Annotated in this window: 20 protein-coding genes; 18 read left to right on the top strand and 2 right to left on the bottom strand. The window is 43.1% G+C overall.

Annotation, left to right across the window (positions count from 1 at the left end; translation table 11 throughout):
- The first annotated feature begins 9 nt into the window (after positions 1 to 9).
- The 12 genes from ACXAFM_RS03095 (at position 10) to der (ending at position 12,082) form a co-directional block, all read left to right on the top strand.
- Positions 10 to 366: a HesB/IscA family protein gene (locus ACXAFM_RS03095; protein ID WP_025255915.1), complete on the top strand. Its 357-nt coding sequence runs from the start codon at positions 10 to 12 to the stop codon at positions 364 to 366.
- Between the two features lie 51 nt (positions 367 to 417).
- Positions 418 to 951: a putative Fe-S cluster assembly protein SufT gene (gene sufT, locus ACXAFM_RS03090; protein ID WP_474833236.1), complete on the top strand. Its 534-nt coding sequence runs from the start codon at positions 418 to 420 to the stop codon at positions 949 to 951.
- Between the two features lie 54 nt (positions 952 to 1,005).
- Complete coding sequence (locus ACXAFM_RS03085) at positions 1,006 to 1,416, top strand: SufE family protein (RefSeq protein ID WP_014999055.1); 411 nt, start codon at positions 1,006 to 1,008, stop codon at positions 1,414 to 1,416.
- 276 nt (positions 1,417 to 1,692) lie between these two features.
- Positions 1,693 to 2,124, top strand: coding sequence for a nucleoside-diphosphate kinase (ndk, locus tag ACXAFM_RS03080; RefSeq protein ID WP_012519000.1), 432 nt, complete (start codon positions 1,693 to 1,695; stop codon positions 2,122 to 2,124).
- Positions 2,125 to 2,438: 314 nt separating this feature from the next.
- Positions 2,439 to 3,557: a dual-specificity RNA methyltransferase RlmN gene (gene rlmN / locus ACXAFM_RS03075; RefSeq protein WP_474826775.1), complete on the top strand. Its 1,119-nt coding sequence runs from the start codon at positions 2,439 to 2,441 to the stop codon at positions 3,555 to 3,557.
- 24 nt (positions 3,558 to 3,581) lie between these two features.
- Positions 3,582 to 4,772, top strand: a complete 1,191-nt coding sequence (pilW, locus tag ACXAFM_RS03070) for a type IV pilus biogenesis/stability protein PilW (protein WP_474833233.1) — start codon at positions 3,582 to 3,584, stop codon at positions 4,770 to 4,772.
- A gap of 6 nt (positions 4,773 to 4,778) precedes the next feature.
- Entirely contained in the window at positions 4,779 to 5,861 is a 1,083-nt protein-coding gene (locus tag ACXAFM_RS03065) for a RodZ domain-containing protein (RefSeq protein WP_474833231.1), read from the top strand.
- A gap of 8 nt (positions 5,862 to 5,869) precedes the next feature.
- Positions 5,870 to 6,988: a flavodoxin-dependent (E)-4-hydroxy-3-methylbut-2-enyl-diphosphate synthase gene (gene ispG / locus ACXAFM_RS03060; RefSeq protein WP_474826769.1), complete on the top strand. Its 1,119-nt coding sequence runs from the start codon at positions 5,870 to 5,872 to the stop codon at positions 6,986 to 6,988.
- 82 nt (positions 6,989 to 7,070) lie between these two features.
- A complete protein-coding gene (gene hisS, locus ACXAFM_RS03055; RefSeq protein WP_474833228.1) occupies positions 7,071 to 8,354 on the top strand; it encodes a histidine--tRNA ligase in 1,284 nt (427 codons plus the stop codon).
- Between the two features lie 12 nt (positions 8,355 to 8,366).
- Complete coding sequence (locus ACXAFM_RS03050) at positions 8,367 to 8,987, top strand: YfgM family protein (protein WP_474833226.1); 621 nt, start codon at positions 8,367 to 8,369, stop codon at positions 8,985 to 8,987.
- Between the two features lie 44 nt (positions 8,988 to 9,031).
- Positions 9,032 to 10,291, top strand: a complete 1,260-nt coding sequence (gene bamB, locus ACXAFM_RS03045) for an outer membrane protein assembly factor BamB (protein WP_474833223.1) — start codon at positions 9,032 to 9,034, stop codon at positions 10,289 to 10,291.
- 345 nt (positions 10,292 to 10,636) lie between these two features.
- Entirely contained in the window at positions 10,637 to 12,082 is a 1,446-nt protein-coding gene (der, locus tag ACXAFM_RS03040; protein ID WP_474833221.1) for a ribosome biogenesis GTPase Der, read from the top strand.
- 459 nt (positions 12,083 to 12,541) lie between these two features.
- On the opposite strand, the gene ACXAFM_RS03035 is transcribed toward der, so the two are convergent.
- Both ACXAFM_RS03035 and xseA read right to left on the bottom strand, forming a co-directional pair.
- On the bottom strand, positions 12,542 to 13,705 hold the full coding sequence (locus tag ACXAFM_RS03035) for a hypothetical protein (protein ID WP_474833218.1): 1,164 nt from the start codon (positions 13,703 to 13,705) through the stop codon (positions 12,542 to 12,544).
- 15 nt (positions 13,706 to 13,720) lie between these two features.
- Positions 13,721 to 15,073 carry an exodeoxyribonuclease VII large subunit gene (gene xseA / locus ACXAFM_RS03030; RefSeq protein ID WP_474833216.1) on the bottom strand — a complete coding sequence of 451 codons (1,353 nt, stop codon included), beginning with the start codon at positions 15,071 to 15,073 and terminating at the stop codon, positions 13,721 to 13,723.
- Positions 15,074 to 15,173: 100 nt separating this feature from the next.
- On the opposite strand from xseA, the gene guaB reads away from it, so the two are divergent.
- The 6 genes from guaB to ACXAFM_RS03000 all read left to right on the top strand — a co-directional run bounded on the left by guaB (position 15,174) and on the right by ACXAFM_RS03000 (position 22,294).
- Positions 15,174 to 16,643 carry an IMP dehydrogenase gene (gene guaB / locus ACXAFM_RS03025; protein ID WP_474833213.1) on the top strand — a complete coding sequence of 490 codons (1,470 nt, stop codon included), beginning with the start codon at positions 15,174 to 15,176 and terminating at the stop codon, positions 16,641 to 16,643.
- Positions 16,644 to 16,713: 70 nt separating this feature from the next.
- Entirely contained in the window at positions 16,714 to 18,291 is a 1,578-nt protein-coding gene (guaA, locus tag ACXAFM_RS03020; RefSeq protein WP_474826754.1) for a glutamine-hydrolyzing GMP synthase, read from the top strand.
- 146 nt (positions 18,292 to 18,437) lie between these two features.
- Positions 18,438 to 18,980, top strand: coding sequence for a hypothetical protein (locus tag ACXAFM_RS03015; protein WP_474826752.1), 543 nt, complete (start codon positions 18,438 to 18,440; stop codon positions 18,978 to 18,980).
- A 450-nt stretch (positions 18,981 to 19,430) separates the two neighbouring features.
- Positions 19,431 to 20,963, top strand: coding sequence for a hypothetical protein (locus ACXAFM_RS03010; RefSeq protein WP_474826750.1), 1,533 nt, complete (start codon positions 19,431 to 19,433; stop codon positions 20,961 to 20,963).
- The gene (locus tag ACXAFM_RS03005) at positions 20,950 to 21,900 is read left to right on the top strand and encodes a glycosyltransferase family 2 protein (RefSeq protein ID WP_474826748.1); all 951 of its coding nucleotides are present in this window, start codon (positions 20,950 to 20,952) and stop codon (positions 21,898 to 21,900) included. The genes ACXAFM_RS03010 and ACXAFM_RS03005 overlap by 14 nt, the downstream gene beginning before the upstream one ends.
- Positions 21,890 to 22,294, top strand: coding sequence for a GtrA family protein (locus tag ACXAFM_RS03000; RefSeq protein WP_474826746.1), 405 nt, complete (start codon positions 21,890 to 21,892; stop codon positions 22,292 to 22,294). Before ACXAFM_RS03005 ends, ACXAFM_RS03000 begins: the two co-directional genes overlap by 11 nt.
- The last annotated feature ends 508 nt before the right edge of the window (positions 22,295 to 22,802 follow it).

The following is a 22,802-nucleotide window of genomic DNA, read 5'->3' as shown; positions in this document are numbered from 1 at the left end:
GGAGGCATTATGAGTGTTGAAACTTTCGTACCTAGTACAAAGCTCATTACGCTAACTGACAGTGCCGTTAAGCATTTCGAAAGTAAGCTTAAAGACAAGCCTGGTCAGTTAATTCGTTTATCAACAAAAGTAAGCGGCTGCACCGGTTATGCATACGTGCTTGACTTCGCTGATGGCGCACAAGCAGGGGATGAAATTGTAGAGATTTCTCCTATTGTAAATGTGGCTGTCGCAGCCGATGCAACAGACCTTTTGCGTAATACAGAAATCGATTACGTGACTGAAGGTGTGAATGGCATCATCAAGTACAACAACCCTAACGTGGTTGATGAATGTGGGTGTGGCGAGAGCTTCAACGTAGGCTAACGCTTGCGTTCATAGCCCACAACGAGTATTACCAAGAGTACAAAGTCGTTTATGAAGCAAAAAATGGTGACCACCGAGCGTGAATGTAAAGCACGTTTGGTTCCTGCAGGCAATCCCACCGTTATACCCGAAGGTGAGTTTGTTAATATCACGCAAGAGCTAGGTGGTAACTACACCGTGACTTGGCGTGGTAATATGTATCGAATTGATGGTACAGATGCTGGTGCTATTGGCCGTAAAGCCATGACGCTAAGCTTTGACGCGCCCGAAGATGGGAACATCAGTGAGCAGCAAGTGTGGGATGCTTTAGAAACTATCTATGACCCTGAAATCCCCATCAACCTTGTATCGCTCGGTCTTATCTATAAGGTGGATATTGATCAAGCATCAGGTGCCGTAAATATTGATATGACGCTTACAGCACCGGGCTGTGGTATGGGGCCAGTTTTAGTCGGTGATGTGGAGTATCGCGTAGCTATGGTGCCTCATGTTAAAACCGTGAAGGTGGAGTTGGTTTTCGACCCAGCTTGGTCACGAGATATGATGAGCGAAGAAGCACAGCTTGAAGCGGGTTTGTTCTTTTAAGCGGTTAATATACCGCCTACCTATAATTCTTTTTACACAATTACGGAAATAGCAATGCAACTACCTAGCAGTGACGAAATTATTGATGATTTAGCGTTCTTCGACGATTGGGAACAGCGTTATCAGTACATCATTGACTTAGGAAAATCTATTCCGGGTTTACCAGAAGATGCTAAGACGCCTGAGCGATTAGTAAAAGGATGTCAAAGTAGCGTGTGGTTGGTAGAGTCTTACGACGGTAATAAAATCAACTTTGATGTGGACAGTGACGCCGTTATTGTTCAAGGGTTACTAGCGTTAGTACTTGCCGCCTACAACGACAAAACGCCAAAGGATATTTTGGCGTTTGATATCGACGGCTATTTTGAAGCGTTAGATCTTGAGCGTCATATTACTCCGACCCGAGGCAATGGCTTACGCGCTATCGTGGGTAAAATTCAAGAGCTTGCAAAAGCTAACGCCTAGCACCTTATTGCTGGGTCAGTTAGCCAACTTCACGTAAACCACCGGTTGCAGCTATCGCCAGTGCAGATATTATTGCTTTAAAATATCTGCCTTCGCACAATAATGTATACACTGTCATCATATTGTCACAGCTAGCGGGTTAATCTGATGCTACATTGCAAGTAAAAACAATACGTTACGCCGGATTTAAAAAGGCGCTGGTCAAGCCGTTATTAATTGCCTATAATTCGCGGCCAAAATTTAAAGATACATACACAATTTGTTTGGAGAGAGAACATGGCTCTTGAGCGTACTTTTTCGATTATCAAGCCTGATGCGGTAGCTAAAAACGTAATCGGTGCAATTTACAACCGTTTCGAATCTGCAGGTCTTCGCATTGTGGCATCTAAGATGATCCACATGAGCAAAGAGCAAGCAGAAGGCTTCTATGCAGAACACAAAGAGCGTCCTTTCTTCGGCGCACTTGTAGACTTTATGACGTCTGGTCCTGTTATGGTTCAAGTACTAGAAGGCGAAAACGCTGTTCTAGCTAACCGTGAAATCATGGGCGCAACTAACCCAGCTGATGCAGCTGCAGGTACACTACGTTCAGACTATGCTGCGTCAATCGACGAAAACGCAGTTCACGGTTCTGACGCACCTGAGTCAGCAGCACGTGAAATTGCTTACTTCTTCTCTGAAGAAGAAATCTGCCCACGTACTCGCTAAGATTACGTAGGTAGAATTAACGGGGCTATAAGCCCCGTTTTTTGTTTCTGAACGTCTGAGCACGCTTTATGCTGCTTTGCTCGGCGCTCATTTAGGCAAGCTAAACCACGCTTCTTGCGCACTGCCAAACTTAACTTTTCTCTGCGTTAAATCGACTTTTTCTCGTATCTCATCTGTGGTAAAATCCGCGCAAATTTTAATCAGCGCAATTCTTTTTCTTAAATGTCGCTCAAGACATAATCGAATCGCTGGTTTATACACCATATTCAGCAGTTAGAGGGGCATCCCTCGAAGGTAAAAGGGTCATCTTATTCATGGCAAAAACTAACTTATTAAACTTAAATCGCGAAGGTTTGCGCAATTTCTTTAAAGAAATGGGCGAGAAACCATTTCGTGCCGACCAGGTAATGAAATGGATTTACCAGCACGGTGTTAGCGATTTCGAGGAAATGAGTAACCTCAACAAAAACCTTCGCGCGATGCTGATTGAAAATTGTGAGATTAAAGCCCCTGAAATCGCTTACTTCCAAGAAGCGAGCGACGGTACTATCAAGTTCGCACTTACCCTTGAAGGCGGTCAGGAAGTTGAATCTGTCTGGATCCCTGAAACTGATCGTGCGACTTTATGCGTATCGTCACAAGTAGGTTGTGCCTTAGAATGTACTTTCTGTTCAACAGCGCAACAGGGGTTTAACCGTAACCTAAGTGTTAGTGAAATTATTGGGCAGGTATGGCGCGTAGCTACTTTCCTTGGTCTTTCTAAAGACTCAAGCAAACGCCCAATCACCAATGTAGTAATGATGGGCATGGGTGAGCCTCTGCTTAATCTTAAAAACGTAGTGCCGGCCATGGATATCATGCTAGATGATTTTGGCTTCGGTCTATCTAAGCGCCGCGTTACGCTAAGTACATCTGGCGTTGTGCCTGCACTTGATATGCTAGGCGATCAGATTGATGTGGCACTCGCTATTTCGCTGCACGCGCCCACCGACGAACTGCGTAATGAAATTGTACCGGTTAATAAGAAATACAATATCGAAGCGTTCTTGGCAGGCGTACGTCGTTACCTGGCTAAGTCTAAAGCTAACCAGGGCCGCGTAACCGTTGAATATGTGATGCTTTCGAATATTAATGACAGCACTGAGCAGGCGCACCAGCTGGCTAAGGTATTAAAAGATACTCCTAGTAAGATAAATTTAATACCTTTTAACCCATATCCGGGCTCGCCATACACATGTTCTAGTAACTCGCGCATCGACAGATTCGCAAAAGTGCTTATGGAATATGGGTTTACAACCGTTGTGCGTAAAACCCGTGGCGATGACATTGACGCGGCATGTGGCCAATTAGTGGGCGATGTAGTAGACAGAACGAAAAGATTGTTAAAAAAACAGGTGAAGGGAGAAGCAATTTCAGTAAAAATAGCCCAATAATCATTAAGATATTAGGGTAAGACAATGATAGAGGGATTGCGTATTTCAATTAGGGTTAGTTTATTAACCGCGGTAGTGTTAGTTACTGGGTGTGTCAGTAACAGTCAGTCTGGGCAGTATGGTGGCAACTTTGATCATGAAGATGCCGCCAAGACACGTATGTCTCTTGGCCTCACCTATCTTCAAAACAATAACTACACGCAGGCTAAACAGAACCTCGACAAAGCATTAGCGTTAAACCCGCGGTCGGCCGATGTTCAGTTTGCGGTAGCTTATTACTATCAATTAGTAGGTGACATTCGCAGAGCCGAAGAGTATTACGAAACTGCCATCGACCTAGCCCCAAACAATGGTGACATTGCCAATAGCTATGGTGCGTTCAAGTGTCAAAATGGTGAATACGAAAAAGCAAAAGAGCATTTCTTCGATGCTATTAATAATCGCCTTTACTCAAATGCGGCGCAGACTTACGAAAACCTTGCATTGTGTGCGCAAAGCCAAGGTAAAATTGAAGAAGCTATAAAATATTTTCAAGACGCATTAAAGCATCAACCTGCCCGTGGCAAGAGCTTATTCCTACTTAGCGAGTTGTACGCGACTTCTGGCGAGTGGGCACAAGCTGAGTCAACTCTTCGAAAATATGAGCGTGTTGCTAAAGTTACGCCAGATTCTTTATGGTTGGCCTATGAAATAGCTAAAGGCCAAGGGGATATTGCAAAGGCATCGGGATATGGCGAAATGATGGTTTCGCTATTTCCTGAGAGTGCATTAACGAAACGCTATGTTGCTCAGCAAGAAAATACACAACGTAAGGTCGTTAAAACAGTTAAAGCTTCTTCTATGGGCGATATGAGCAGTAACCAAAAACCGGTCGAGCAACGCAGCCAAACAGCAACTCAACAGCAAATGAATTCTATGGCAAACGAGCCTAGCACTGCTGATAAAAACGATACGCAAACTCAAGGCGATACTACTGGAGGCGAGAAGCCACTTATTGAGTCTGTCACCGCTGAGGATAAAAAACAGAGTACTGAATTATCTTTAAACGGTGACAAATTCCATGTAGTAAAAGAGGGAGAAAACTTATATCGTATTTCTACATCGTACAATATCAGAATGTCGATACTGCAGAAGTGGAATAACCTAAGCGATACTGGCGCTATTATTGCTGGTCAGAAACTTTGGTTAGTACCACCAAGTATGCAGGAGGAATAAGGTTTAATGGTGTCAGAAGAAAACGCGAATCAAGAAGTTACTTCGCAACAACAAGAAAACACGCCAAGTCCAGGGGCAATGCTTAAAGCGCGCCGTGAAACGCTAGGTTTGTCTCAACAAGATATTGCCGATAAACTATTTTTAAAGGTTAAGCAAATCAATGAGTTAGAAAGTGATGTGATAGATGCTAACTCATCGGTTACTTTTACAAAAGGATATGTGAGAAATTATGCCAAACAATTGGGTATGAATTCCCATGAGGTTATTGAGGCATTTGAACGCTTTCACAATCAAACATCCGTGCCTTCATCTGAAAAGCTACAAAGTTTTTCAAAACGTGTCGCAAAACAGACACACGATGACCGTTGGATGATGGTGACTTATGCAATCTTACTTCTCATCATCGCTGGCGTTGTCGTTTGGTGGTATCAACAGCCAAGTGACGATGCAGTTTCTGAACTACCTTTAAATGAGGCTGTAAAGAGAGAGGCAGCAAACACATCAATTTCTTCAGAAAATGACACAGCAAACGGAAATTTAGACGGTGCGAACTCTTTCCAAAGCGAATCGTCCGACAAACCTCTTACGGGGGGCGCAGAGCAGGGCTCACCTAAAATAAATAATGCCTCAAATACAGGCTTCGATGACGCTGCATTAGCAGCTGCAAACAGTGATGTCAGTGACCAGAATAATGGTTTTACCCAAGGCGGTGACCTGGACGATGGGGCTATTTCTGCTCCTGACAGTGCAGTTGATGACAGTAACAACCTAACTGCTTTGTTAAATGGGTCAGGAAGCGATAATGATTCGTTAGCCGAAACAGGGCTAAACACTCCAGCTAACGCGGCGCCGATATCAATGATTTTCACCTTTGAAGATGACTGCTGGGTTAATATTAAAGACGGGGCTGGTGAAGCCATTGCTTACGGGGTAAAGCAAAAAGGACGTGTAATGGAAATTCAAGGTACACCTCCTGTTGAAGTTACGCTCGGCGCACCGGATAATGTGCGCATATCAGTTAATGGCGACGCTGTTGATATTTCTCCATATCAAAATGGCAGAACAGCTCGCTTTGTACTTCCTTTATAGGTAATTAGATGTTTGCAGAAAGCCCTATTAAGCGCAGAAAGTCTACGCGCATAAATGTAGGTAACGTTCCCATTGGTGATGGTGCGCCCATTGCTGTCCAGTCAATGACAAATACCCGCACTACAGATGTTGCGGCGACTGTTGACCAAATAAACCGTATTGTTGCAGTGGGTGGCGAAATTGTTCGTGTATCTGTTCCCACCATGGAAGCAGCTGAAGCGTTTAAAGAAATTAAAAAGCAGGTGAATGTCCCACTTGTGGCCGATATACACTTTGACTACCGCATTGCACTGAAGGTTGCTGAATACGGCGTTGATTGCCTGCGTATTAATCCTGGCAATATCGGTAATATGGAGCGTGTGCGCTCTGTGGTCGATTGCGCAAAAGATAAAAACATTCCTATCCGAATTGGTGTCAATGGCGGTTCTTTAGAAAAAGATCTACAAGAGAAGTACGGTGAGCCCACGCCAGAGGCGCTGGTTGAATCTGCAATGCGTCATGTAGACATCCTCGATAAGCTTAATTTCGACCAGTTTAAAGTAAGTGTTAAAGCATCTGACGTTTTTCTTGCTGTTGGTGCATACCGCTTGCTCGCAAAAGAAATCGACCAGCCGCTTCACCTTGGTATTACTGAAGCTGGTGGCCAACGTGCTGGAGCGGTTAAAAGTGCAGTGGGTCTTGGTATGCTTCTGGCTGAAGGTATAGGCGATACGCTTCGTGTTTCACTAGCGGCCGATCCAGTAGAAGAGATAAAAGTAGGCTTTGATATTTTGAAGTCACTGCGAATTCGTTCGCGAGGTATTAATTTTATAGCGTGCCCGAGCTGTTCTAGACAAGAGTTCGATGTTATCGGCACTGTAAATGCACTAGAGCAACGATTAGAAGATATTCTTACCCCAATGGACGTGTCTATCATTGGTTGCGTTGTTAATGGTCCAGGCGAAGCAGAAGTGTCTGATCTGGGACTTACAGGTGCGCGCAATATGAGTGGTCTCTACGAAGACGGAAAGCGCGTAAAAGAGCGCCTTCCAAACGATGATTTGGTCGATAAGCTAGAAGCTAAAATTCGCGCCAAGGCATCGCGTATGAGTGAACAAAATAAAATTCAGGTATCAGTCAAAGACTAAGGCATTTTTTGTTCATTGTTGTTTACTCCCAAAGCCCCTATAATGCGGGGCTTTTCACTATTTAGCAGTATGAGAATTTCACGTGGCTAAGACTATTCAGGCAATTCGAGGCATGAATGACTGCCTACCGGAGATTTCCGGTACATGGCAGAAGGTAGAATCTGTACTTCGTCAAACGGTGGCGAGTTACGGTTACCAAGAAATACGCACACCCATCGTTGAAAGCACCGACTTATTCAAACGTTCTATCGGAGAAGTGACCGATATCGTTGAGAAAGAAATGTATACCTTCGAAGATAGAAATGGCGACAGTTTAACGCTGCGTCCTGAAGGGACGGCCAGTTGTGTGCGTGCAGGCAATGAACACGGTTTATTGTACAACCAGCAGCAGCGCTTGTGGTACATGGGGCCCATGTTCAGACACGAACGCCCGCAAAAAGGTCGCTATCGTCAGTTCCATCAGTTTGGTGTAGAAACCTATGGCATGGATGGGCCTGACATCGATTTAGAAGTTATTCTTCTTAGCGCACGTTTTTGGAAAGCGTTCGGTATCGAACAGCATGTTAAGCTGCAAATAAATACCTTAGGTTCAAACGAGGCGCGTGCGGCCTATCGCGATACGCTGGTTGAATTTTTAAAAGAGCGCGCAGACCAACTAGACGAAGATTCATTGCGTCGACTTGAAACAAACCCACTTCGCGTACTCGACTCCAAGAACCCTAATGTTCAAGCTGCTATTGCCGGTGCGCCAGCGCTAATCGACCACCTAGATGAAGAATCTAAAGCACACTTTGATACGCTGTGTTCGCGCTTAACCCAAGCAGGCATCGAGTTCGAAATAAACCCTCGTCTAGTACGTGGGTTAGATTACTACAACCGTACAGTGTTTGAATGGGTTACCGACAGCCTAGGTGCACAAGGTACAGTATGTGCTGGCGGTCGTTACGATGGCTTAGTTGAGCAGTTAGGCGGCAAAGCCACACCTGCTGTAGGCTTTGCCATGGGTATCGAACGTTTGGTACTGTTGCTAACCACGTTAACCGAAGAAGGTCAGGACTCGAGCTTTGCGGATGTTTACGTAACGGCGATGGGTGAAGAAGCACAGTCTTACGCAATTGAGGTAGCAGAACATCTTCGAAATACGCTTCCTGATACACGCATAATGATGCACTGTGGCGGCGGCAACTTTAAAAAACAACTAAAGCGTGCAGATAAAACAGGTGCACGTCTAGCGCTGCTTTTAGGTAATGATGAAATGCAGTCTCGCGAAGTAGGTGTTAAGCCACTGCGCGATGGTCAAGAACAAGTTACAGTCAGCTTCGATACCTTATCAGATAAGGTTGCAGAGATGCTGAGCGCAAAATAAATAGAGGACATCATGGAACAGTTCGCAACAGAAGAACAACAAGTAGAAGCGATTAAGCGTTTTTGGAAAGAGCACGGTACAGCTATCATCGTCGGCGCTGCGCTAGGTTTAGGCGGCCTATGGGGCTGGAGAGCGTATTCTGAAGCGCAAATTGAAAATAAAGAAGCTGCATCGGTTGCGTATCAAAATGCGGTAGAAACATTTGGTACTGAAGGAAGTGACGCAAAAGTTAAGGCCTTCATCGAAGAAAATAAAGATAGTGGTTATGCTAGCATTGCCAGTCTTCTTGCGGCTAAGCAAGCGGTAGAAGCTGGCGATTTAGACTCTGCTGCTTCGCACCTAAATAGCGTTGTTACCTTTGCTGAAAACGATGAAATGAAGGTGCTAGCGTCGCTTCGTTTATCTCGGGTGCAAATTGAAATGAACCAGCTTGATGCGGCGTTGTCTACGCTTAGCAATGTTACTAACGACGCATTTGCAGCAGAGGTTTCTGAACTAAAAGGCGACGTGTATCAAAAACAAGGCAAGTTTGACGATGCTCGTTTAGCTTATTCAAATGCGTTAGAAAAAAATGCCAACAATCCGCTTTTACAAATGAAGTTAGATAACCTGTCGGTTTCTGCTGCACAGTAAGCGATGCCCACTGGGCTGGTGTAAATAATAAAGAGGTACGCAATTTGTTTCACAACACGTGTGGCCGTAAAGGTCGATTTGCTCGCACGATAGGTATGGCACTGGCAGTGTCTATCACAATGTCTGGCTGCTCTACGATTTCAGACTGGTTTGCAGATGAAGAAGAATTGGAAATTCGTCGTTTAAAGCCGATTGAAGCCAAATTTACTCCTGAATTAGTGTGGAACCGTGATATTGGTGATGGTGTAGACCATTACTTCTCACGTCTGCGCCCTGTATATGCTTATGACAAGCTTTTTGCTGCTGATCGTCATGGCACTGTTGTCGCGATGGAGCCTGATACAGGAAAGGTGTTGTGGGAAAAAGACTTCGCACAGTTTCGTTCTGAAGGCATGATGAGTTCAATCACTAAGCTATGGCAAAGTGGTGAAACAGCCCGTATTGGCGGTATTTCTGTTGCAGATAGACATGTATTCATCGGTACTGAAAATGGCTATGTAGCGGCAATGGACGCAGAAACAGGTGAGCTTGTGTGGGAAGCGACAGTACCTGGAGAAATTCTTGCAGCCCCTGCTGCCGATGAAGGGATCCTTGTAGTCAACACAGGCGCTGGAAGTTTGTTTGGCTTTAATACCCGAACTGGCGAGCAAATGTGGAGACACGAAGGTGATACACCTCCATTAACGCTTCGCGGTATCTCTGGCCCCATTGCTTCAAACGGCGGCGCTATCGTGGGTACCCCGACCGGTAAAATTCAAGTAAACCTTATTGAAACTGGTGTGCTCGCGTGGGAAACGGTCATTGGAACGCCTTCTGGCGCGACAGAACTTGAACGTATTGTCGATATTGATACTACCCCAGTGCTTTTCGGCGGAACTATTTATACCGTTTCTTATAACGGCACATTGGCCGCTGTAGAGCTTCGTTCAGGTCGCGTTATTTGGAAGCGTGAATATGCATCATTCCGCAACCTGAATATCGATGGCAACCGTATTTTTGTTGTAGATAACAACTCTAACGTTTATGCCCTTGATAGACGAAATGGCGTAGAGCTATGGTCTCAAGGGCTGCTTAAACAGCGTTCGCTAACTGCAGCGACCCCAGTGGGCGAGCATATTGTAGTAGGTGATAATTGGGGCTTCTTACACTGGATAGAACAAGAATCTGGTGAAGTGGTGGCTCGATTAGATGTGGGCGGCGACGACGAAGATGACGCTATTTTCGCAGCGCCGCTGAATGTTGACGGTAATATTATTGCTGTAACCAGAAATGGTGAAGTAGTCTCGGTACGCGCGCCAAACTAGTACCTCATAATTTAATACATCCTTTTAAGGGCGTTTTAGGTGTGACCTAAAACGCCCTTTTTATTTATTATTTTATTCGTAGTTTGGCATGAACATCTTTACTTTGATGTAGAACCACTATACCTGCGGTAACACGCCGCGATTACGAACATTTTAATTCTCGCTGAGTGGGCAATTATCTATGCGGATTGGTATTAGGTAGTGAACAAGGTATAATGCGCCCATTCTTAAAAGCCTCATCACAAATTCTTAATCGTTAGAGCATAAACTTCCCAAACGTTGCTTGATTACATGGTGGATGTGGCTTGTGCTTTTTTAGCTTTCATGACCCTTAGGATCTGATAAATGTTACCCGTTGTTGCTTTGGTTGGCCGCCCTAATGTTGGCAAATCAACCTTGTTTAATCGCCTTACTAATACCCGTGATGCACTTGTTGCAGACTACCCTGGGTTAACTCGCGACCGTAAATACGGCCAAGCGAAGTTTGAAAAGCGCCAGTTCATTGTTGTTGATACCGGCGGTATTACAGGTGATGAAGAAGGTATTGATGCTGAAATGGCACAGCAGTCTTTACTCGCTATTGAAGAGGCTGATGTGGTGCTTTTTTTAGTCGATGCAAGAGCAGGTATGTTACCGGCGGACCAAGGCATTGCTGATCACCTAAGACGTATAAACAAAAAAGTGTTTGTTGTAGCGAACAAAGTTGACGGTATCGACGGCGATAGTGAAAGCGCAGAATTTTACTCTTTAGGTTTAGGCGAGATAAAGCAAATTGCAGCGGCCCATGGCCGTGGCGTTAGCCAGTTACTACAGGACGCGCTGAAGCCACTGGAAGCCGATTTTCCAGACATGGAAATCGTCGACGAAGAGCCAGAGGAAGAAGAAGATGCCGAAGCTCAGCGTCAGCGTTTGCAAGACTTGCCTATTAAGCTAGCTATTGTAGGAAAGCCAAACGTAGGTAAATCAACACTAACAAACCGCATCTTAGGTGAAGAGCGAGTTGTTGTGTATGACATGCCGGGTACAACCCGTGATAGCGTTTATATCCCTATGGAAAGGGACGAGCGTGAATACATCCTTATAGACACTGCAGGCGTAAGAAAGCGCAGAAAGATTAGTGAAGCCGTAGAGAAGTTTTCTATTGTAAAAACCCTTCAAGCAATTGAAGAAGCAAACGTGGTGTTATTAGTCATCGATGCCAGAGAAGGTATTACTGATCAAGATTTAAGCTTACTGGGTTTTGTTTTGAATTCAGGGCGCTCGCTAGTTGTTGCTGTAAATAAGTGGGATGGGCTTAGCACAGACGTAAAAGACGATATAAAGCGTGAAATGGACCGCCGCTTGGGCTTTGTCGACTTTGCCCGTATTCATTTTATTTCGGCGCTTCATGGCTCGGGTGTGGGCAACCTATTCGAATCTGTGCAAGAAGCCTATATGAGTGCGACTAAGCGGATCAACACTGCGTTGCTTACTCAAATTATGGAAATGGCACAGGACGACCATCAGCCACCGTTGGTGCGCGGTCGTCGGGTGAAAATGAAGTATGCTCATGCAGGTGGCTATAACCCGCCTGTTATTGTTATTCACGGCAATCAGGTTGATGACTTGCCAAGCTCTTACAAACGTTTCTTAATGAATTATTTCAGAAGAGCGCTAGAGATTATGGGCACGCCTATCAAAATAGAGTTCAGGGAGGGGAATAATCCGTTTGAAGGTAAAAAAGCTAACCTGACATTGGCGCAGCAACGCAAACGCCGCCGTATGATGTCTTACTACAAAGACAAAAAGTAAACCTCACAAGCACCTCTAAAAATTTAGGCGCTATTTCTCGTTCAATTGAAATAGCGTCTTGATTCTCTCTTCCTCTCCCTTTAGCTAAGTCATAATTACAATTTAGTTGTAGACTTTACGCTGTCCTTTACTATTCAACGTCCCACTTCTTCTCTCATAACAACGCTTCGCCCCTTTAAAAACGAAGTTTTCTTTCGTTGGTAGGTGTTGGAGTCATTTTTGCAATGATTTGCAATTCGATTTAGGGAAAACGCACTGTAATTAATTGTATTTGGACGTCATTTTGTCAGTAGAAAAGTTATTTAAAAGCTCCGCACCACTTCAAAAAAATCAAATATACAACTGGTTTGACAGATACAAACCTCAGGAACAGCAAAAAGTCTATATCCTTAATAGTGAAATAGAAAAAAGACCAAAACGGAATTTATCGTTTACTAAACGTAACAGAGTGAAAAAAGCCTAGCGCTGACCTTCCAAAAGCAGGGTTCGAACCTTTTTCATCATTTCAGATTCTCGCGGTACTTCAACCTTAACGATGAGCTGATTGACGATAGTGTCTGAGAAATCAGGAGGGAAGGTGGTAGACACTTTAACTATCTTGTCTTGTTGTCTGAATACATAGGTAGTTGCGAAGATTGTTGGTGATGTTTCTGAATTTGCACTTAAACCCAGTCTCCAGCCAGAAAGCTTATCGTTTACTGCATAAGGAGAAGCTGGACTGACTTCAGATAGAATTAAGTGCTGTAATTCTGCTGTAGCTGATGCTTTCTTTAAGTCGCTTTCTAATTCCTGTGGCAATAGTTCGCTTTCCTCTGAAGAAAGCTGCGCCAAAAATGGGTAGACCGTCACGTCGACCAAAGCGTCTTCGAAGTTTGGGTGTATATAACGAGTAATTGCACCGCTAAATGGGTCTGAAAAAAGCTGTGTGTCTAGTTTAGTAAAGTCACCGACGGTTTCCGGAACTTGCATCGCCGAGCTATAATTACTTGCTTCAAGGGCATCAAACAAGAACTCGCTGGTAAATATTTGTTTATGCTTTACGTGTTCAAACCAGCGAGATACCAGCAAACGTGCATTATTCTCAGTATCTTGTTTCTCATTTAAATTTGTATCACTGTTTTCTACTGTGATTTCAAACGCCGAAGAATCAATTTCAATGCCCCGCCATTGTAGCGTAAATTCCGCAAATTGTTTCGCATTTTGTTTGTGCACACCCAGCGCAGCACCCACATTAGCGATAAGCAGTTCGTAGTCATTTCCCTCTGTATAGGGTAAAAGATTGTCAAACTTCCCGGATTCAATGAGTTCTTTGATGAAATTCTCTGGAGAAATAGCATCTTCTTGGCATAAAGTGCTGTCGCTTACGAAATTAGGTCTGAGGCTATTTGTTTCTCGCTGTTCATTGCAGGTTTCAAGTAAATCTTCGCTTGGGTAGGTAGAGAAAACAGCAACGCCTTGGTTGACTGAAGCTGCCCAAGCGTGATTAGAAAAATAGACTGCTATAAATAAGCAAATAGGCAGCGTAGATACTGGCTTAGCAACGCCTTGAAATAGTTTGCAAAACAACACACGAGCCCGCAGCTGAAAAGCGTAAAATGAAAAGATTTTTGCACTAACGGGCATAATATTAAAAGCCGCCTATTGCCGCTGAATGTTCGTCACTGTACTGGTTATTTCACCGTCAGTCACTCGTGTTTTTATTTCATCACCTATTTCAACTTTTTCCACGCTATTTATCGCTGCTTTTTCGGTAAGCGTAATGCTGTAACCACGGGCTAGTGTTGAAAGAGGACTTACGGATTGTAAGAGACCTACTTTATTGCCAAGTTCACTTTTCTTACCTTTAATAAGTGCATTTATACCTGTAATAAGCTTGGTATTCGCGTAGTTAAGTTTATCTTTTGCACGCGCTACCTTTGCCGACGGTGATTGATGGTTTAATCTAGACGCTAGCGTATGCAGTTGCTTTTCTGCTTTTGCTAAATCACTTTGCATTTTATGGGTCAACCGCAGCTGTAGCCGGTCTAACGTTTGCCACTGCGACTGTATACGGCTCTGTGGGTGCAAAGCGTTTAACCGCTGTTTCTTTAAAACGAGTTGCTGTTTGCTAGCTTGAAGATATTGATGTATTGCGCGTGCTAAGCGTTGTTTTTGCTGACGCAAGGTTTGATTAAGAGCTGTCGAGTCTTGGCTTAAGATCTCGGCTGCAGCAGAAGGGGTGGGGGCACGCACATCCGCTACAAAGTCACTAATGGTAAAATCTACTTCGTGCCCTACGGCGCTAACAATGGGTAGGGAACTGGCGGCAACTTCTCTTGCTAGGCTCTCATCATTAAAACACCATAAGTCTTCTAATGAACCACCGCCTCGTGTAAGTAAAAGTACATCGACTTCGGCCCGCCTGTTAGCCGTTCTCAGTGCGTTTATAAGCTGTAGTGGTGCCGTTTCACCCTGAACCATTGAAGGGTAAACAACGACTTCAGTTTGCGGGCTTCTTCGTTTTAATACACTCAATACATCGTGAAGCGCAGCGCCACTTGATGAGGTTATTACGCCGATGCGGTTAATACGTTCAGGTAGCGCACGCTTGTTAGCAGTATCGAACAAGCCGTCATTGTTGAGTTTGAACTTTAAGGCTTCGAACGCTTGCTTAAGCGCACCTTCACCATCGCTTTCCATATGCTCAACGACCAGTTGATAGTCGCCGCGTGCTTCGTAAAGGCCAACCGACGCTCGCACTAAAATTTTGTCGCCTTCTTTAGGGCGAATGCGAACATTGCGGTTTGAACCCTTGAACATGGCCGCGCGAACTTGGGCTTTGTTGTCTTTCAGCGTGAAATACCAATGCCCTGAGGCGGCTGCCACAAAGTTGGATATTTCAGCCGATAGCCAAATAAGGCCAATTTCGCCTTCCAGTACGGTTCTGGCTAAGCGATTTAGCTTGGTAACTGTTAAAATTTGTCGAGACGTAGATGGCGAATTTGTAAACATAAAAAAAATCACTGGGTTTAATACATTTAGAGTTTACCTGAAAACTAAAAAACACTACAATTGCGCCGCAATTAACCCTCAACTGAATAGGTGTTGTTGCATGCTACGTATCATCCAAGAAGCCCTGACGTTCGACGATGTGTTGCTGGTTCCCGGCCACTCGACCGTCCTCCCTCACACAGCCAACCTACAAACACGCCTTACGCGTGGAGTAACGTTAAATATTCCAATGGTGTCTGCTGCCATGGACACGGTTTCTGAAGCCCGTTTAGCCATTGCGCTAGCCCAAGAGGGTGGTATTGGTTTCATTCATAAAAACATGAAGCCCGAAGAGCAAGCCAAACACGTACGTGAAGTTAAGAAATACGAAAGTGGTGTGGTATCTGACCCGGTAACGGTTGAAGAGAATGCGACCATTGGTGAAGTTATCGCGCTTTCTAAACGCCTTGGCTACTCTGGTTTCCCTGTAACAGATAAAGACAATAATCTTATTGGTATTGTGACAGGTCGTGATCTTCGCTTCGAAAAGCGCCTAGAGCTACCTATTAGCAACGTGATGACCGGTAAGGATGATCTGGTTACTGTTAAAGAAGGTGCAAGCTCTGACGTAGTGCTAGATTTAATGCATGAACACCGCATTGAAAAAATTCTTGTTGTTGACGATGCGTTCAAGCTTACAGGCCTTATCACCGTTAAAGATTTCCAAAAAGCAGAAAACAAGCCTAATGCGTGTAAAGACTCGCTAGGTCGCCTACGTGTTGGTGCTGCGGTAAGCGTTGGCCCAGGTACTGACGAACGTATTGCACTACTTGTAGATGCAGGCGTTGACGTTCTACTTATCGATACCTCTCACGGTCACTCACAAGGCGTTATTGATCGCGTGAAAAAGGTACGTGCAGACTATCCAGATGTACAAATTATTGCGGGTAACGTAGCCACGGGCGATGGCGCGAAAGCACTTGCCGATGCCGGCGTAGATGCTGTTAAAGTGGGTATTGGCCCTGGTTCAATTTGTACTACCCGTATCGTAACCGGTTGCGGTGTGCCTCAAATTACAGCGGTATCAGATGCAGTAGAAGCATTAAAAGATACAGATATCCCAGTTATTGCTGACGGCGGTATTCGTTTTTCTGGTGACATTGCTAAGGCATTAGCTGCTGGCGCAAGCTGCGTGATGGTTGGCAGCATGCTAGCGGGTACCGAAGAAGCGCCAGGGGAAGTTGAACTTTTCCAAGGTCGTTACTACAAGTCTTATCGCGGCATGGGCTCACTAGGCGCTATGGATCAAAGCCACGGTTCATCAGACCGTTACTTCCAAGATTCTGATAACGCAGAAAAACTCGTACCGGAAGGTATTGAAGGTCGCGTAGCGTACAAAGGTCCAATTGCTAATATTATCCATCAGCAAATGGGCGGCTTGCGCTCAGCCATGGGCTTAACGGGCTGCGCCACCATTGAAGAGCTCAATACCAAGGCTCAATTTGTGCGCGTAACTTCAGCCGGAATGGGCGAGAGTCACGTGCATGATGTAAGCATTACCAAAGAAGCGCCAAACTACCGTTTAGGTTAAGGCGACCGACGACTGCGAGGCTGGTACTACACCAGCCTTTGTTCTTTTATTTAACGGGTAAAAATAAAACATGACCACAAATATCCACGACCAACGCATACTTATTTTGGATTTTGGCTCGCAATACACGCAGTTGATAGCACGTCGTGTTCGCGAAATTGGCGTTTACTGTGAGCTTTGGGCTTGGGATGTAACTGAAGAGCAAATCCGCGAGTTTAATCCACAAGGGATTATTCTGTCAGGTGGCCCAGAGTCAGTAACCGAAGAAGGCTCACCACGTGCGCCAGAGTACGTATTTGAAGCCGGCGTGCCAGTGCTAGGCGTGTGCTATGGCATGCAAACCATGGCACAACAGCTAGGTGGTGGCGTACTGGGTTCTGACAAGCGTGAATTTGGTTATGCACAAGTAGAAGTGATTAAGCCAAGCCCGCTGCTAGATAAAATTGAAGATGCTATAGGTGATAACGGTGCTGCGCTGCTTGACGTATGGATGAGCCACGGCGATAAAGTGGCTGCTATTCCTGAAGGTTTTGAAACCATCGCGCAAACTGCTTCATGCCCACATGCTGCAATGTATAACGCAGAGAAGCAATTCTATGGCGTTCAGTTTCACCCTGAAGTGACTCACACTCGCCAAGGAATGCGTTTATTAACTCACTTTGTGATGGACATCTGTAAGTGTGAAAAACTGTGGACAGCTGGCGCCATTATTGACGATGCCATTGAGCGTATAAAAGAGAAAGTGGGTGATGAAGAAGTCATCCTTGGCCTTTCAGGCGGCGTAGATTCTTCAGTAACAGCAATGCTGCTTCACCGCGCGATAGGTGACAAACTTACTTGTGTGTTTGTGGACAATGGCCTGCTTCGTTTAAATGAAGCTGATCAGGTTATGGAAATGTTTGGTGACCATTTTGGCCTAAACATTATCCGTGTCGATGCTGAAGGCCGTTTCCTTGACCGCTTGAAAGGCATTGAAGACCCTGAGCTTAAGCGTAAAGCTATCGGTAATGAATTTGTTCGTGTATTTGATGAAGAGGCGAGCAAGCTCGAGAACGCTAAATGGCTAGCTCAGGGGACTATCTACCCAGACGTGATTGAGTCAGCCGGTTCAGCAACCGGTAAGGCGCACGTAATTAAGTCGCACCATAACGTTGGCGGCCTTCCGGAAGATATGGAGCTAGGTCTTGTTGAGCCACTGCGTGAACTCTTTAAAGACGAAGTACGCAAAATCGGCCTAGAGCTAGGTTTACCGTACGACATGCTTTACCGTCATCCATTCCCTGGTCCGGGCTTAGGTGTTCGTGTACTGGGTGAAATTAAGAAAGAATATTGCGACTTACTGCGTCGTGCTGACGCTATCTTTATTGAAGAGCTATATGCAGCTGACCTATACCAAAAAGTAAGCCAAGCGTTTACCGTATTCCTTCCAGTGCGCTCAGTAGGCGTAATGGGTGATGCGCGCAAATACGACTGGGTAGTAAGCCTTCGTGCAGTTGAGACTATCGACTTTATGACGGCTCACTGGGCACATTTGCCATACGACTTCCTAGGTAAAGTGTCGAATCGCATTATCAATGAAATTGACGGCATTAGCCGCGTAGTATACGACATTTCTGGTAAGCCACCTGCTACAATTGAGTGGGAATAAATCACCAAGCATATAAGCTTTTAATTTATTAATTGTAGCTGTCAAACCTTGAAAGCCTTGTGATACAAGGCTTTGTACTTTTTACAAAACTGCATATTAACAAATTATGCTGGCTATTGCGCATCAAAAGGTACCAAAGGCAGTGCATGGCTAAATCTCGTAAATCCAATCCTATTGGTATAATTGAACGCCACGATATCCCAGATGGCGAAGCAATAGTTCTCAGAACCAAGCAAATCAAAGACGTGTGGCTGTTTTGTATTCATATACGTGGCGAAGGCTCTTATTATCGTGAAAGCTTGCGCACTAATAAGCTACAAAGTTTCATTGCTCGTGCAAAGAGCAAATGGGCTGATATAACGTCCATGGTTAATTCTGGTAAAAAAGTGTGCTCTATTATAGTTGTCGACATTGTTGAGCTTTGCTTAGAGCATATGCAACGACATCTTGAATTTGGGTTACTTAGTAAAGGCAGGCACTACCTTATAAGTCGTCACTTAAAGCATTTAAATCTGTTGCTGTGTGCTGGTAATCGCTTAAATAGTGTGGACAGACGCAGTTTGCAGGACTATACGTTCATACGTTGCAGTGAAAAAGCTGGTATCAAAAACGCTACCATTACTAACAAACAAACGACTATCAACGCTTGCTTCCGCTATTGTCATGACGAAGGCGGAGGCACATTCTAAAATAGAAGTTAAGCTTGAATCGAAATGGTAACTATGCCAATAATTGAATTTCATGGTTCTTAATCACCCTATCAGTTATTGAACATAAAGGCTTAAATTCGGTGATGGAGGTTTGAAGAAAAAGAACCAAAAACACTGAAGGATCGGAGAATAAATAATAGTGTAATGACAACCAAGTAAAACTACATACCGAAAAACAATAGGGCGTATGTATTGTTAACGATAAGGATGATAAGAACGAATGCCGTCTAAGCTCGAAGTCAAAAACTTCACAATGAAGCCGGATATATTAACGTAAACCAAATGTTCAAAACAGCATGTTTATTCTTGCAACATTGGAAGAAGTCAAGTGGGCGTTCTAATAAAATTTCAATGATCTTCTGCTTTTATGAATAGCCTAATAAAATAGCAGTTTGTAAGCTGTTTTGTACTAAAAAATTGTGGAAATCGATGAATATAGCTAAGGAACATTTCAATCAAGATATTAGTTCTTTATTAAACTTAAAGCGCACAAAGTTCATTCTTTACTTGGGAATTACACTGATTATTGCTATAGGTAGAATGAATACTTATGTTAACACTGGGCATGCGGACGCTCAGCTATTTGACTACTTCGGCGAAAGACTGCTAAATGGCGATAAAATCTATAAAGATATTTGGGACATTAAGCCTCCCGGAATTTTCTACGTAAACGCAGCTTTAAACTACATTTCGCCGCATTCTTTTGCTCCCCACGCAGTAACAGAGTTTTTCCTACTGATAATAACATCGATCTTATTATTTAAAATAGTGTTATCCGGTACAAATACAATTTGTGCATACTGCTCTGTGTATTTTTTTTCAATGCTATCTGCATTACACCAATATAATGAAGGAGGTAACCTAACCGAATTATATGTTGTTTTTTTTATGGTTTTGTCAATATTCTTATTTACAAATTTCACTGTAATAAGCTCTCGATTTTTTTCCGGTTTTTGTGTAGCAATCTCCACATTTTTCAAGTTAAACGGAGCTTCACTTATCCTTGTGATTCCGATTTATATTTTTATAGAGATTATATTTTTTAAGCGGAAAAAAGGAATAATGCTTTCTGTTTTGGTTTTTCTTGTCGGTTTTGTAAGCTTCTGGATAGCCATTTTTTTTACCCATGAAGATTTTTATGAATTAGTAAGAGTTTCTTTTTATTATCCATTTCAATATTCTGTAAATTCCATATCGAGTATCTCAGAATTTCTTGTCACATTAGAAGAAAGAGTTGAAGTTACCAAACTAATGGTTTGGTTTTTGGTCTATGGATTTACTTTCTCATTGATTCTGATGTTCAGGAGAAGTAGCAATGCTAGAGAAAACACAACGACGTTTATTCTGATTTTCGGTTGGGCACTCAGCGACGTTTTGGGAGTGGTGGCAGGAGGGAGGTTGTACGGTCATTATTTTATGCTGTCATTTGCATCTATATCTGCACTCGTAGGATATGTTATTTTTAATAAAAATTTACGTCTAATATCAGTTTTTTTTCTCTTTTCTTCAATGTATCTAATAAGTCTTCAAGCGTTAAAAGACTTCAAGTGGTCGGTTTTTCCCGCATTAATGTCTCATGAAATTCCATCAAGAGAAGTAAATACGATAGTTCAATGTATAGAATATTTATCTAGTTCCAATAGTTATATGTATGTTGTGCCATATAAGCCGCTTTATTATAACCAACTGGATTTACCCTCAGCTTCACGTTTCACGACCACGGTTAATTTAAGAGATTCAAGAGATGCTGAACATTATATCGCTAGTGTTTTGCTAAGAGATTTACACAAAAATATGCCTGACTTTATTATCAATAGTGAAAATATTTCACTCCCTGAGTTATTCAATCTTAAGTTAGCCAACTTTATTGACGAACACTATATTAGCTTTATTAAATTTAATGAAGACGTTCTTTATCTTAAAAAATCAAAAGTTACGGATGGTTTTAATGAGTGTAAATGAAAAAATTTCTCTTGTTGCTCCAATGTACAATGAGTCTGAAGTAATCGATATGTTTTTTAATGCAGTTGAGGTGTGTTTCTCTCGCATTGATTATGACTACGAGGTGATCTGTGTTAACGACGGCAGTATTGACAGTACTTACGAGTCTTTAAAAGTAATATCAGAAAAGAATTCGCGAGTTAAAATTGTAAATTTGTCGAAGAATTATGGAAAGGAAATTGCTCTTACTGCTGGCTTAGACCATGTATCGGGTGATGCAGCGATCCCTATAGATTGTGACTTACAAGATCCGATAGAAATTATTCCTCAACTAATCGAAAAATGGAAAGAAGGTTTTGATGTTGTCTTGGCAAGGCGAGTTGATAGAAGTTCAGATTCGTTTCTCAAACGTTGCACATCAAGCTTGTTCTACAAGTTAATTGATAAAGTTTCAGATGTCCATATTCCATCGAATGTTGGTGATTTTCGTTTGATGGATAAAAAGGTAGTTTTTGCACTGTCGCAATATAGAGAAAAGTCCCGTTTTATGAAGGGATTACTGGCGAGTCTGGGTTTTAAAGAGACTGTGGTAGATTATGTCCGTGCACCAAGAGCCGCTGGTGAAACAAAATGGAACTATTGGAAGTTATATAAATTAGCACTTGAAGGTATAATTTCTTTTACTTCGTTACCACTAAAAATATGGTCCTATATAGGCGCAACTGTTGCGCTTGGGGCCTTCGTTTTTGGTATATATCTTATATTTAAGACACTCATTCTAGGAATCGATACACCTGGCTATGCCTCTTTAATGGTTGTACTCCTCTTCATGAGTGGTCTAATTCTTTTATGTCTTGGCGTGATTGGTGAATATTTGGCTAGGATTTTTATTGAATCCAAAAAGAGACCAATATACTTGGTGATGGATAAGGTTGGTTTTGATTCTGATGAAAATTAGAGATGTTGGAACTCTGTCAAAATTCGCATCTGTTGGTTTAATGTCTACAGTAATCCATGCATTTGTATATGCTTTAGGTGTGTATTCTTTTAATATTGAAGCACAATTTTCGAATTTGGCGGGTTACTTGGTTGCTGTACTTTTTTCGTATTATTTTCAAATGAATTGGACGTTCACAGGTAGGGAAAATGAAGCAAGCTTTGGATCATTTACGAAATTTATAAGTTCAAGTCTAATTGGATTAGTTTTAAATGCATCATTTGTCTTTATGGTTGATGAGGTAATTTTAATAGACCCTATGTATGCATTAGTAGGAATAGTGTTTTTCACACCTGTAGTAACTTTTGTTTTGTTAAATTTTTGGGTTTTTCCAAAACGAGGTAAAATAAATTAATTGCTTTCATAATCACACCAGAATTCATATATGCTCTTCTCCTGTATTGCAAGGTTTATCATCTAGATAACAGGGACAGTGTCGCTGTCATATATTCGGCCTTTAATTATCTGTAATAGCTATGAACCTGATGTATTTCGCGAAAATCGTTCTTACGCAAATTAAGATAATAAGTGCACCACTCATGGTTAAACGGTGATGAGGCGATCAATTGCCTGTTGATTGTATTCTATGGTAGCCAAACTAATAAAAGTATTGCCATAAGTTACAAGTAGTTCATCGAAGGACAAAGATAACAAATAGAGGCCTACTTACGCGATGGTTTCAGTTATCGAGAAATTGGAAAACACCTGAAAAGAGTCAATGCTTCTGTCCACTTCCCCATTAATGAGACCGATGAAGTGCCTTGGTTATAAAACTCCTGAAGTCGTCCTTAATAAAATACGCAGAGCGGCCCAATTTAGTGAGTGGTGCACTTCGGACTTGCACTCGCGAGTGTATGTTTTTG

Source organism: Alteromonas sp. ABD4_190, assembly GCF_056160105.1.
The sequence above is the reverse complement of the archived record's forward strand: the minus strand, read 5'-3'. Positions and strand labels throughout refer to the sequence as shown.